Origin of the sequence: Streptomyces sparsogenes subsp. cuspidosporus, from assembly GCF_039532705.1 — a bacterium.
GTDB lineage: Bacteria > Actinomycetota > Actinomycetes > Streptomycetales > Streptomycetaceae > Streptomyces > Streptomyces sparsogenes.
Map to the genome: position 1 here is coordinate 1 of NZ_BAAASD010000046.1, position 12,717 is coordinate 12,717.

Sequence of the window (12,717 nt, forward strand, 5' to 3'; positions counted from 1 at the left end):
GCGCCGCGGCCTCGGCGGCCGCCCCGGCCGACGGCCCCGGGGCGCCGGTCCCCGGCTACGCGGCGGCCGCCGCCTCCCCGGGCCGGGACAAGCTGCCCTGGCAGACCGTGCGCGACACCGTCCTGGACGCCTGGCGCGCCTTCGACCGCGGTGGCTCACCCGAGCGGCCGGGGGTGTCCCGGGTGCTGCCCGTGATCGAACTCCTCGACGACGACGTCGACCTGGCCCCGGCCCGCCATCTGCCCCCGCCCGCCGCGGGCGGCGGCGCCGACGAACTGGCCGCCGTCCGCGACCGGCTCACCGCCACCCTGGCCCGCACCGTCGAACTGACCCCCGTCGCCCCCGCCGTGCCCCAGGCCCCGGCGGCCCCCGGCGCCCCGGCCGCCGAGAGCGCGGCGGGCGGGGCGCAGGGCGCCCGCTGGCCCATGACCACCGTCGGCGAACTGGCCCGCGCGGGCGCCCTGGTGCTGCGCACCGGCGGCGCCGCCGCGACGGCCGGCACCACGGCGGGGGCGGGGCCGGGGGCGCCCCCGGTGCTCACCGAGACCGATGTGCTCGCCGGGACCGGTCCCACCGGCACCCTCCCGGCCCCCGCCACCGGCGAGCGGGCCGGGGCGGCCGCCGAGGAGCCGGTGCTGACCGAGCCGGGCGACGTCGTGGTGCCGCTGATCGGCGGCGGCACGGTCGCCCGGGTGGTGGACGAGGCGGCGGCCGGCGCCGCGCTCGCCCGCAACCTGTGCCTGCTGCGGCCCGACCCGGAGGCGCTCGACCCATGGTTCCTCGCCGGATATCTGCGCGGCAGCGCCAACCAGCGGCAGGCCAGCAGCTACGCCTCCACCGCCACCCGGCTCGACGTGCGCCGGCTGCGGCTGCCCCGGCTGCCGCTCACCGACCAGCGGCGCTACGGCGAGCACTACCGCACCCTCGCCTCCTTCGAGGAGGCGCTGAGGCTCGCGGGGCGGCTGGGGGAGCAGTTGGTGCGGGGGCTGTACGACGGGCTCGCCGACGGCACCGTCCAGCCCCATTGATCACGATTGTGTGATCAATGAGACGACGGATCCATACAACCCGGGCTCCGCTCGCCACGTCGATGTATACGCTCGAGCGGGCCTCCGCACCCGCGTCAGCACCCCTCGGCACCCGGTCGTCCTCCAGGAGCAAGCCATGCACGGCCACGCACCCGCGCCGCCGCCCCGCCCCGCCACCACCGCCACGGTGGTCGTCCTGCGGGTGGTCTTCGTGGCCGTGACCCTGCTGAGTCTCGGCTTCCTGTCGTGGGTGACGATGCTGCGGGTGGCCATCCTGCGCCGCCGCGCGCTCGACTGGCTGCTGTTCTGGACCAGCTGTGTGCTGGTCGTGCTCGCCTTCGTCGAGTTCGGGACCGGCCCCGACGAGCCCGACGCGCTGGCGTACACCACCCTGGCCGGCGTGTTCCTGCTGGCCTGCGGCGTGACGACGCACTACCTGATCGTGGACATCAGGCACCACCGCCCGGCCCGGCCCGCGGTGCCGACCGGGGCGCCGGCCGTGGCGCCGTACGTCCCGCCGGGGTACCCGCCCGCGGCCTACGGCTACCCGGCCACGCCGCACCAGCCCGCGCCGCCCCTCCAACACCCGCAGCCCCTCCAGCCCCAGCACCCGCACCCGCAGCAGCCCCTCCAGCCCCCCACGCAGCCCCAGCCCCAGCCCTATCCGCAGGCGCAGGCGCAGCACCAGCAGCCCCAGCCCCAGCCGCAGCCCCAGCACCAGCGCATCCGGCGGGTGCGCGCCGAGCTGGACGAGCTCAGCGACTACCTCCGCAGGGAGGAGGGCCGGTGAACGGACGCGTCGTCGCCGACCGCTACGAGCTGGCCACCCTCCTCGGCCAGGGCGGCATGGGCCAGGTGTGGACCGCCTACGACCGGCGGCTCGACCGCCGCGTCGCCGTCAAGCTGCTGCGCCCCGACCGGATGGCGATACCCACCGGCGGTGGCGGCGACGGCGTGGACGAACTGCGCCGCCGCTTCGTACGGGAGTGCCGGGTCACCGCGCAGGTCGACCACCCCGGCCTGGTCACCGTGCACGACGCCGGAAGCGACGGGGACGACCTCTACCTGATCATGCAGTACGTCGAGGGCGCCGACCTCGCCGACCACCTCGCCGAGCACGACCCCTACCCCTGGCAGTGGGCGGTGTGCGTCGCGGCCCAGCTGTGCGCGGTGCTCTCCGCCGTCCACGCGGTGCCGATCGTGCACCGCGACCTCAAGCCGCGGAACGTGATGGTCCGTCCCGACGGCTCGGTGCTCGTCCTCGACCTCGGCGTCGCCGCCGTCCTCGACACCGACACCACCCGCCTCACCCACACCGGATCGCCCATCGGCAGCCCCGCCTACATGGCCCCCGAGCAGGCCATGGGCGGCACCGTCGGCCCGTACACCGACCTGTACGCGCTCGGTGTGCTGCTGCACGAACTGCTCATCGGCAATGTGCCGTTCGCCGGCTCCACCGCCCTGGGCGTGCTGCACCGCCACCTCTACGAGCCGCCGGTCCCGGTCCGCCAGGCGCGGCCCGAGGTGCCCGAGGCGCTGGAGGCCCTGGTGCTGCGGCTGCTCGCCAAGGACCCCCAGCACCGGCCGGCCGACGCCCAGGAGGTCTACCAGGCGCTGGTCCCCCTGCTGCCCTACGCCGCCGCGGCGCCCGGGGCCGCCGCCACCGGTCCCATGGACCCCACGCGCCCCTTCCTGCGCCCGCACGCCCCCTGGCCCGACCGCCCGGCCCCGCCGCCCGCCGCCGTGCCGCAGGCGCCCCCCGCGGCCCCCGCCCGCTCCGATGTCGCCGCGGCCGTGGACGAGGTCAAGCGCCTGCTCGACCAGGGGTGGATCACCCAGGCCGTGGACAACCTCGGCGCGATCCTCCCGGCGGCGGCCGCCGAACACGGCGAGCTGTCCCCGGTCGTACGGTCGCTGCGCAAGCAGTACGCGGTGACCCTCATGGACGACGGCCAGTACCGCCGCGCCCTGCCCGAACTGCGCCGGCTCGCCGACGAGTACGCCGCCGAGTCCGGCCCCGAAGCCCCGCGCAAATCCCTCCAGTTCCGCTACGAGGCGGCCCAGTGCCTCGAACAGCTCGGCGAGGCCGGCCAGGCCCTGGTCGAATACCGCACCCTGCTCCCGTACTTCGAGCAGTACGCGGCCACCGACCCCGCCACCCCGCTGGACATCCGCCGCCGGATCGGGCACTTGCTGCTCTCCCTCGGTGACCGCCCGGCCGCCCATGACATGCTCGCCCGCCTCCTGTACGACGCCGAGCGGCTGCACGGGCCGCACCACCCCTTCCCGGAGGAGATCCGCCGTACTTTGCACTGGCTCGGGCAGGTCCACGGCTGACGAGGTGGCCTAACCCCCGGCGAATCGTTGTCGAATCAGTGGCTTCGGCCGCGCCGACTCCATACCATCGATCAACGCCAGGTCGATCTATGCCGGGAGGCTCCATGCGAAAGACCCGCGCCACCCTCGCCGTCCCCGCCGCCTCCGCCCTGCTGCTCGCCGCGCCGCTGCTCACGGCCTGCGGCAATGACGCGCACCCGGGCGCCGCGGCCGTCGTGGACGGCGACCGGATCACCGTCTCGCAGCTCCAGGCGCAGGTCAACGACGTCCGGGACGCACAGCGCGAGTCCCCCAAGGCCGAGCAGCTGGTGGCCAACAGCGGCGGGCTGAGCCAGAACACCCTGATCCGCATGATCCAGTTCCGGGTGATCGAGCGCGCCGCCCAGGACAACGGGGTGCGGGTGACCCGCCGCGATGTGCGGCAGTGCCGCCAGGCCGTCGAGGCGCGGGGCGGCGGCGACGTGCTGCGCGCCCTCCAGACGGGGCAGACCACCACGTGCGTGCCGGCCGGGGAGGCGCAGTCGGACGGCGCCGCCGCGCTGCGCGACTTCTACCTGGAGCAGGGCATCGCCCCCAGCCGCATCGACGACGCGCTGCGGATGGAGCTGCTGCGCAACCGCCTGGTGGCCAAGCTCGGCGTCGCCAAGGTCAACGAGGTCTTCGCCCGGACCTCGAAGGAGCTGGCCATCGACGTCAACCCGCGCTACGGGAAGTGGGACGACAAGCGGGGCACGGCGGTGCTCACCAAGGAGGCCTGGCTGCGGACCTCCGGGGACGCGAGCGAGCGGGCGTAGGTTACGTTGCAAGGGTGACCGCCTCCCGCACCGACGCCCCCACCGGCAACCCCACCCCCACCGGCACCGGCACCCCCACCGGCACCGGCGGCGAGGCCCCGGGCCCCGCCCTCACCGGCCGTATCGTGCTGCTCACCACCAGCCACCGGGTGGCGCCCGGGCTGCTGTCGTGGCCCGCGTGGCAGGCGCTGCGCGGCGCGGACCGGGTGCTGTGCGCGGACCCGGCCCATCCGCAGCTGCCGTATCTGCGGGAGGCGGGCGTCGAGGTGGAGGAGGCGGTGCCCGACGCGCGCGAGCTGGTCGACTACTGCGCCACCGCGCCGGGCCGCACCGCTGTGGTGATCACCTCCGCGGACGGGGACTCCGCGCTGACCGACGGACTGGCCCGGCTCGCCGGGTCCGGGCGGGAGCGGATGCCGGACCTTGAGCTGCTGCCCGGCGCGTACGACCTGCCGGGCGCCCGGCTGCTCGACCTGGTCCAGGTGATGGACCGGATCCGGGTCGAGTGCCCGTGGAGCTCCACCCGGACCAGCGAGGAGCTGGTGAAGTACGGCATCGAGGAGGCGTACGAGCTGGTCGAGGCCATCGAGCAGGGGGACCGCGAGGCGCTGCGCGAGGAACTGGGCGACGTGCTGCTCCAGGTCGTCTTCCACGCCCGGATCGCCCAGGAGGACCCGGACGAGCCGTTCTCGGTCGACGACGTGGCGGGCGGGATCGTGGACAAGCTGGTCCGCCGCCATCCGCACATCTTCGGCGAGGAGGCGGCCGAGACCGCCGAGGACGTCAGGGCGCACTGGCTGCGGACCAAGGCGGTCGAGAAGCGGCGCGACTCGGTCACCGACGGGGTGCCGCTCGGTCAGCCGGCGCTCGCGCTGGCCGCCAAGCTGGCCTCCCGCGCCCGCACCGCGGGCCTTACGGTGCCGGTCCCCGAGGGCGAGGGCGTCGGCTACGAGCTGCTGGCCCTGGCGGTGCGGGCGGCCGGGCAGGGGATCGAGCCGGAGACGGCGCTGCGCGCCGCGGCCCGCACCTACCGGGACGCGATCCGGGCGGCCGAGGGCGCGCGGCCGGGCGGTGCGGGCGGCAGCGCCGGGGAGTGACGGCGGCCGGTCCGGGTACCCGGGCGGCATGGACGCACACAACGCCGCATACGACACCATGGATCTCGCGGTCACCCGGGATCTGCTGGTCGGGACGGGCCCGTTCGTGGTGGGACTGGTGATCGTCGTCTTGTTGATCGTGGCCGTGTGGTGGGGAATGCGCCTGCTGGCCCGGGACTCCGCGCGACCGCGCGCCCCGCAGCCGCGGGCGGGCGCCTGGCAGGCGGTCGACGAGCCCGAGGACCGGGCGCGGGCGGACGGTCATGGGCCGGGGCACCAGGAGTCCGCGCGGGTCGGCTACGTCAAGGAGAACCGCGAGCCCGAGGAGGTGCCCCGGGACGGCGCCCGCCGGCTGCCGCACCAGCTCGGCGGCCACGGCAACCGGGGCTCCGGGCCGGACGAGGGGCGCCGGGGCCAGGACGCCGACCGGGAGCGGCCGACCTGGAACGAGGGCGGCAGCGGCTCGTTCGGCAACGGGTGAGCCGAACGGGTGAGCCCCACGCGGATGTGCGAAGACCCGGCACCGAGGGGCTCGGGTGCCGGGTCCCCGCACGCGGTGGACGAATCCTGGCTAGACGGCCACCGGCTGGAGCTTGGCGCGGAAGTGGCGCAGGATCGGTGACTGCTCCACGATCCGGTAGCCGCGCACCGACTCCGCCCTCTTGACGATCTTCTCCAGGGTCTCGCCGACGTGGTCGTAGTGGCTGCGCGTGTAGACCCGGCGCGGCAGCGCCAGCCTGACCAGCTCGTACGGGGCGGCCTTCACCGGGTTCCCGTGCTCGTCCTCCTCGCCCATGTAGAGCGAGCCGAGTTCGGCCGAGCGTATGCCGCCCTCCAGGTAGAGCTGGCAGGCCAGGGCGTGGCCGGGGTAGTGGTGGGCCGGGATGTGCGGGAACAGGCGCCCGGCGTTGAGGTAGAGGGCGTGCAGGCCGGGCGGCTCGAGGATGTCGACGCCCGCGGCGCGGACCCGCTCGGCCAGGTGGGAGGCGATGTCGGCCCGCTCGGCGAGGTAGCCGGGGTCGGTCACCTCGGTCAGCCCCTGGGCGATCATGTCGAGGTCGCGTCCGGCCAGGCCGCCGTAGGTCGCGAACCCCTCGGTGGCGATGAGGAGCAGCTCGCACCTCTGAGCCAGTTCCGGGTCGTTGAGGCCGATGAAGCCGCCGATGTGGACGATGCCGTCCTTCTTGGCGCTCATCATGCAGCCATCCGCCAGGCGAAACGCTTCTTCAGCGACCTGGCGCGGGGTGTGGTTCCGGTACGCGGCCTCGTGGCGGGTCACCAGCCAGGCGTTCTCGGCGAACCGGGCGGCGTCCAGGAACAGGGGCACGCCGTGCTGCTTGCACAGGGCGGCGGTCCGCTTCAGGTTGTCCATGGAGACGGGCTGGCCGCCGCCGCCGTTGTTGGTGATGGTCATGACCACCACGGCGACCCGCGAGCCGTCCGGCCCGGACAGCGTCCGGCTCAGCTCCTCCAGGTCGATGTTGCCCTTGAACGGCTCCGTGCTGTCCAGGTTCCGGGCCTCGGGGCAGGGCAGGTCCCGCGCCTCGGCGCCGGAGAGCTCCACGTTGGCGCGGGTGGTGTCGAAGTGGGTGTTGGACAGCACGATGCGGCCGGGCTCCAGCAGGGTGGAGAAGAGCACCCGCTCCGCGGCGCGGCCCTGGTGGACCGGCAGGACGTGCTGGTAGCCGGTCAGCTCCGTGATCGTCTCGTGGAACCGGTAGAACGAGCGGGAGCCCGAGTACGACTCGTCGCCGGCCATGCCGGCGGCGAGCTGGGCCGCGGACAGCGCGCCGGTGCCCGAGTCGGTCAGCAGGTCGATGGTCACCTCCTCGGCGCGCAGGTCGAAGAGGTTGTAGTGGACGCGCCTGACGGCCGCCTCGCGCTGTTCCCTGGTCGTCAGGGGGATGGGCTCGACGACCTTGATCCTGTACGGCTCCACGCTGACCGCTGCTCCTGTCTGTGCTTCCTTGCGAATTTCGTTGGTGCTCGGCATGCCTGCCCGCGCCCGGTGGGGGGACGGGAGCGCGGGACGGGGCTGCCGCCGTGTGTCGCGGAGTTCCTGTGCCCGGTGGGGCGATCGCGGGGGGAGGGGTGGCTTCACCTCGTACGCCTCGGAGGAGACGTAGACGGTCACCCGGGGCGGCCGGCCCCGCTCGTGGACCAGCGCCAGGTACGCGATGAGACCCACACCGTCCCGCAGCGGTCGCGAGGTCGTGGCGGCCAGGGCCCGGTCGAGGGCCGCGCTGTCCATGCCGAGGCGGCGCAGCAGGGTCACCGCCCGCTCTCGTGCCTGTTCGTCATGGCGGACATAGCCGCGGACGGGCATGTGGAGGGTGAAACCGCTGGGCAGGCCGGTGGCCGTCTCGGTGATGGAGTGGCAGGTGAGGACGGGGCGTCCGGCCAGCCGCTCGGCGCCCCCGGCGGTGCGGAAGAAGTCCTCCAGCAACTCCCGGCGCGGGGCGGGCTTCATACGGGAGAGGGAGCCGACCTCGGTGGCGGACAGGCCGTCGTGCCTGAGGTAGACCTTGACCCGCGGCGCCTCCCAGTCCCCGAGGTCCAGGGCGATGAACGGGTAGCCGTCGGCGGGGGGCAGCGCGTCGAACGCCTGCCGGTGGCCGAGCCTGTCGAGCGCCTCGCGCAGCGTCTCGGCGGCCCGGTCCTGGCCGCGGGCCGCGGGGTTGAGATACACCTTGACCGCGGGGATCCCGCCGGGGCGCAGCTCCAGGGCGCACCACAGGGCCAGCGGGCCCTGGGGGGAGGCGGGGAAGAACAGGTCCTCGAGCATGTCGAGCCGGTCGGTGGAGAACCCCCACCGCTTCGCCATCTCGTGGATCGCGCGCAGGCCCGCGCGTCCGTTCTCCGCGAGGTCCGGGGCGCCCGCCCCGGGCTCCAGCAGCACCCTGAGCGCGGGGGCCGAGCCCGGCGTGAAGGCCAGGGAGAACTCGACCGGTGTGTGGTCGTCGGAGAGAAAGGTGGGGTACGGGGGAGGGAGGGTCAACGGCCGCCTGGCGACCTCGCCCAGACCGTCCGTCAGCGTCCGCGCGTAGGCGGAAGCGTCCGCCCGGCTCAGCCCCGCCACCTCCGACAGCCGGGTCAGCTGTCCGCTGACGAGGTCACCCAACTGTGCAGCGCCTGACAACGTTTCCTCCGCCCCCGCACGTTTTCCCCACCCGAGACGGAAGCGCTTCACCGGACCTCCCGGGGGCCGTCAGGGTGATGGTGGACCAGTCGATGTCGTGTGAAATTTTTGTGAGCCGAGCGCGCCTGAGGGCGAACGAGAAGATACCCGCCCGGTGGGGCGGGTATCTCGTCTGCCGTTGCGTGTAGTTCGAAACAACAGGGGTAGCTGTTCGAATAGCCGCAGGGGGTGCGTGGCCGGACTGGAAGTGAAAGCGCTATGCGCCGGTCGGCTTTAGTGTCGACGGCAGCAGGCTCCACGACACCTCCTTCAGTTTTACGCCAACACGAATTTCGCGCTTTCTCCTACCCGATCACTTGGACGTCCATGCGGTATGAAACCGCGCGAGGTTGTGGCGTGGATCACACCCTCCACCAGGAGAGGAAGGAGCTCCACAAACCTCCCTTTTCCGACTTGCCGGAGGCCCGGCCGCGAGCGTCGACCGTGACGTTGTCCTGCTGCGGCGGCAAATTCGGCTGCTTTTCCGCTCGTATCGGAGTGAAACGGGCGGGCAGGGCGGCGAGCGCGCGGTTGAACGGGCCCGGCCGCCAGGTGAGGCTCTCCTCGGGCACCGCCAGCTCGATGTCCGGCAGCTGCTTGAGCAGGTTCTCGATGGCCGTCATGGTGATGAGCTGCGCGGGGTCCTTGGCCGGGCACGCGTGCGGACCCGCGCTCCAGGCCAGGTGCGCCCGCTTGCTGCGCATCTGGCGGGACGCGGCGAGCGCCGGATCCGTGTTCGCCGCCGCGAAGCTGACCAGCATGAGGTCGCCGGCCCTCAGCTGCGCCCCGGCGAATTCCATGTCTGCCACCGGGAAATGCGGGGCGTAGTTCGACATCGGCGGGCTGTTCCACAGCGCGGCGTCGATGGCGTCCTCGAGCAGCAGGCCGCCTCCGGAATACCGGTCGTCCGACAGCAGGATATGGAACGCGTTGCCGATGAGGTTCCGCGTCGGCTCGGCCCCGGAGCCGAGCAGCAGCACGAGCTGATGCGCCATCTCCTCGTCGGTCAGCTGAGCCTGATGCTGCATCAGCCAGGAGGTGACGTCCTCCCCGGGCTTGGCGCGCTTGAGCGCGACCAGTTCGGCGACGCTCTGGCCGAGCACCTCGTTGGCCTTTTCGGCATTGATACCGTCGAACATTCCGGAAATTCCGAAGATGACGCGGTCGCCGATTTCCGCCGGGCAGCCGAACAGCTCATTGAACACGAAGAGCGGCAGCAGCTTGGCGTAGTCGTTGAGCAGATCGACCGAGCCGCGCGAGCTGAACTGGTCGATGAGGTAGCTGGAGACGCGCTCGACGTTGCGGCTCAGCTGGTGCGAATCGATCCGGGCGAGGGTGTCGGTCACCGCGTGGCGCAACCGCATGTGCTCCGCCCCGTCGGTGAACATGGCGTTCGGCCGGGGGGCCAGCAGGGGCAGCACCGGGCTGTCGGGGCTGATCCTGCCCTCGTTCAGGTCACGCCAGCGGCGCGAGTCCTTCCGGAAGGTGTCCGGGTTCTGCAGCAGTTGGAGCGCCGCGGAGTAGTCCGTGACGAGGGTGGCGTCCACACCGGGGGCCAGCTCCACGGGCGCGGTCGGCCCGAAGTGGCGCATATAGGTGTAGTACGCCTGGGGATCGGCCGCGAACTCCGGGCCGTACATCGGCACACGCCTGCCGCTGTTGTGGGCGGGGCAGCCGGGAGGTGGCTCCGGGAAGGCCGACTGGTTGTTCATTCTTGCTCCTAGCGGGCACGTTCCTGTAGATAGCGCACGAGAGTGATCAGTGCGTTGGCCGATGACTTCGTGTCGCGTGCGTCACAGGTGACGACCGGGGTCTCCGGCAGCAGGTCGAGAGCCTCACGCAGCTCGTCCTCCGAGCGGATCGGCGTGCCGTCGAAGTGGTTGACGGAAATCGCGTAGGGGAGTCCGTACTGCTCGACCAGGTCGATGACGTCGAAGGACTCCTTGAGGCGCTCGGGGTCGACCAGCACCAGCGCCCCGAGGGCGCCGCGGGTCATGTCCTCCCAGACCTGCACGAAGCGCTGCTGCCCGGGGGTGCCGAACAGATACAGGACGAGCCGGTCGCTGAGGGTGAGCCGGCCGAAGTCCATGGCCACGGTGGTCGTGGTCTTGCCCTGGACCCCGCGCAGGTCGTCGACGTGGGCCGCCGCCTGCGTCATCGTTTCCTCGGTGCGGAGCGGGGGTATCTCGGACATGGTGCCGATGAAGGTCGTCTTGCCCACGGCGAAATGCCCCACCACCAGGATCTTGGCGGCTATCTGCACATCGTTGCGCAGATAGACGTCCTCATCCGAAGCGGGCCTGGAGACCATCCAGCACCTCCTGAAGGACCGATACGTCCACGAGTTGGGCGGGGGGCGCCGGGGCGCGCGTGACGAGATAGCCGTCCGCGGAGAGGTCCGACAGCAGCACCTTCACGATGCCGATCGGAAGTCCCAGGTGTCCCGCGATTTCGGCGACCGAGAGGTACCCCCCGCCACACAGGTCCAGAAGGCGGCGTTTCTCCGGGTCGAAATGGCTTGGCGGCCGCTTTTCGGAGGCGGTGACCAGAGTGATGAGATTGAACTGGTCATTGTCCGGCAACCCGCGACCATTGGTGATGACGTACGGTCGCACTAAGGGCGCGGCCTCTGGCTCTTGCTCACCCGGTGTAATCATGCCTGAATACTTGTGTTCTCTCGAGGCGGAGTGCTGAGGGCCTTGCCGAGCTGGCCGACAAGTTGCTGCATCCGGAAGGTGATGTCCGCCATGTCGACGTCGGGGGCGGACGAGACGGCCAGGTAGGCGCCCTCGCCGGCGGAGATGAGGAAGACCCAGCCGCCGTCGAACTCCACCAGCGTCTGGCGCCAGGCCATCCGGGGGTCGCCGCAGAAGCTGGACATCGTGCGGCTCAGCGACTGGATGCCGCTCATCGCCGCGGCGATCGAGTCCGCCTCGTCCTTCTGGACCTTGCTGGAGCGGGCCATCAGCAGACCGTCGGCGGAGACCAGGAGTGCGTGACGGGCGCCCGGTACCTCCAGGGCGCTCTCAAGCATCCATGACAGATCGTTGTTCACGAAAGATCGTGCCCTTCCCTGCTCGGGTTTGCGGAGCGGCCTGACTGAGTGCCGCGCTGGAAGGCGCCCATGATCGAGGCGGTTTCCTCACTCGACCGGGCCGGGGCGGGCGTGAAGTCCGCGGTGGGCACGATGGAGATCGAGCCCTTGCGCCGGCGTTTGGGCAGTCCCCCGGGGGTGGAGGCATCGGTGGGAGCCTCCTCGCGGTGGGCCCGGGCGGCGGGCGAGGCGACCGCCGGCGGCTCCTCCGGCTCGGGCATGTTGGTCAGAAGGTCCTCGGGCAGAAGTACCACCGCGCGCACACCACCGTAGGGAGAGGCCGAATCCACGGAGACAGTGAAGCCATAGCGGGCGGCGAGCACACCGATGACCGCGAAACCGAACTGCGGGGGGTTTCCGAGGCCCGTGACGCCCGACGCGCGATTGGAAGACAGGAGCTGGTCGGCCCTGTTCTTCTCTTCCTCGTTCATACCGACACCGGCGTCATCGATGATGATGCAGACGCCCTTGGGCACGGTGCGGATGGTGATGTCGATCGGCGAATCCGGCGCCGAGTAGCTGGTGGCGTTGTCCAGCAGCTCGGCCAGCGCCAGCGCGACCGGCTCCACCGCGCGGCTGACCACCGCGAAGTTGGACTGGGAGCGGATCTCGACGCGGGTGTAGTGACGGATGCGCCCCTTGGCGCTGCGGACCACGTCGTACACCGAGGCGACGGAGCGCTGGCGGCCCAGCCAGCCGTCGCAGAGCACGGCGATGGACTGGGCACGCCGACCGAACTGCGAGTTCATGTGGTCGATCTCGAGGAGGTCTTGGAGCATGTGGTGCTCCCCGTACTTCTCCTGCGTCTTGGAGATCGCCAGCTGCTGCTCGTTGGCGAGACCCTGCAGCGTCCGCATGGCGGACTTCAGCGCGCTCTTGGTGGCCTCTTCCGCGCGGTCATGGGCTTCCTGTACCGCCGCCGAATAGCTGCTCTCGAGCTCGGAGTAGCGGTTCTGCAGCTCGGTCTTCTCGTTGAGGAGTTTTGTACGTGCCTTTCTCCCGCGAAATATGGCGGTTGCGGCGAGAGGCGTACCAACGATCAGAGCCCAGAGCGCTGGATCCTGTATGTAATGCGTCATGAGACTCTCTTTAAGCGACTAGACCGCCAGGGACTGAAAGGGTTTCGTACGGTGCGTTCCGGATTGTCATCGGGGCGGCGGCGAGTCAGCGCCCGGACGGCGCCCGCTCG

Annotated in this window: 11 protein-coding genes and 1 pseudogene; 6 read left to right on the forward strand and 6 right to left on the reverse strand. The window is 71.8% G+C overall.

Translation table 11 applies throughout. The features are described 5' to 3' along the window. From ABFY07_RS35480 to ABFY07_RS35505, 6 genes and pseudogenes are all read left to right on the forward strand, one after another. Positions 1-1,028: pseudogene (locus tag ABFY07_RS35480) on the forward strand (SAM-dependent methyltransferase); the annotation flags it as partial. A gap of 136 nt (positions 1,029-1,164) precedes the next feature. Beyond that, positions 1,165-1,818 carry a hypothetical protein gene (locus tag ABFY07_RS35485; protein WP_346178449.1) on the forward strand — a complete coding sequence of 218 codons (654 nt, stop codon included), beginning with the start codon at positions 1,165-1,167 and terminating at the stop codon, positions 1,816-1,818. Beyond that, entirely contained in the window at positions 1,815-3,365 is a 1,551-nt protein-coding gene (locus tag ABFY07_RS35490) for a serine/threonine-protein kinase (protein WP_346178450.1), read from the forward strand. Before ABFY07_RS35485 ends, ABFY07_RS35490 begins: the two co-directional genes overlap by 4 nt. A 104-nt stretch (positions 3,366-3,469) precedes the next feature. After that, complete coding sequence (locus tag ABFY07_RS35495; protein ID WP_346178451.1) at positions 3,470-4,159, forward strand: SurA N-terminal domain-containing protein; 690 nt, start codon at positions 3,470-3,472, stop codon at positions 4,157-4,159. A gap of 14 nt (positions 4,160-4,173) precedes the next feature. After that, positions 4,174-5,256, forward strand: a complete 1,083-nt coding sequence (locus ABFY07_RS35500) for a nucleoside triphosphate pyrophosphohydrolase (RefSeq protein ID WP_346178452.1) — start codon at positions 4,174-4,176, stop codon at positions 5,254-5,256. A gap of 28 nt (positions 5,257-5,284) precedes the next feature. Next, positions 5,285-5,737, forward strand: coding sequence for a DUF6479 family protein (locus tag ABFY07_RS35505; protein WP_346178453.1), 453 nt, complete (start codon positions 5,285-5,287; stop codon positions 5,735-5,737). Positions 5,738-5,827: 90 nt separating this feature from the next. Here ABFY07_RS35505 and ABFY07_RS35510 read toward each other — a convergent pair whose 3' ends face one another. The 6 genes from ABFY07_RS35510 to ABFY07_RS35535 form a co-directional block, all read right to left on the reverse strand. Further along, positions 5,828-8,395 (reverse strand): tryptophanase, encoded by a 2,568-nt coding sequence (locus ABFY07_RS35510; RefSeq protein WP_346178454.1) that lies wholly within the window; start codon positions 8,393-8,395, stop codon positions 5,828-5,830. A 401-nt stretch (positions 8,396-8,796) separates the two neighbouring features. Continuing rightward, positions 8,797-10,146 carry a cytochrome P450 gene (locus ABFY07_RS35515; RefSeq protein WP_346178455.1) on the reverse strand — a complete coding sequence of 450 codons (1,350 nt, stop codon included), beginning with the start codon at positions 10,144-10,146 and terminating at the stop codon, positions 8,797-8,799. An 8-nt stretch (positions 10,147-10,154) separates the two neighbouring features. Further along, positions 10,155-10,745: a GTP-binding protein gene (locus ABFY07_RS35520; RefSeq protein WP_346178456.1), complete on the reverse strand. Its 591-nt coding sequence runs from the start codon at positions 10,743-10,745 to the stop codon at positions 10,155-10,157. After that, positions 10,720-11,091 carry a DUF742 domain-containing protein gene (locus ABFY07_RS35525; RefSeq protein WP_346178457.1) on the reverse strand — a complete coding sequence of 124 codons (372 nt, stop codon included), beginning with the start codon at positions 11,089-11,091 and terminating at the stop codon, positions 10,720-10,722. The genes ABFY07_RS35520 and ABFY07_RS35525 overlap by 26 nt, the downstream gene beginning before the upstream one ends. Further along, the gene (locus ABFY07_RS35530; RefSeq protein ID WP_065960441.1) at positions 11,088-11,489 is read right to left on the reverse strand and encodes a roadblock/LC7 domain-containing protein; all 402 of its coding nucleotides are present in this window, start codon (positions 11,487-11,489) and stop codon (positions 11,088-11,090) included. The genes ABFY07_RS35525 and ABFY07_RS35530 overlap by 4 nt, the downstream gene beginning before the upstream one ends. Next, positions 11,486-12,607: a sensor histidine kinase gene (locus ABFY07_RS35535; protein ID WP_346178458.1), complete on the reverse strand. Its 1,122-nt coding sequence runs from the start codon at positions 12,605-12,607 to the stop codon at positions 11,486-11,488. The genes ABFY07_RS35530 and ABFY07_RS35535 overlap by 4 nt, the downstream gene beginning before the upstream one ends. Between the last annotated feature and the right edge of the window lie 110 nt (positions 12,608-12,717).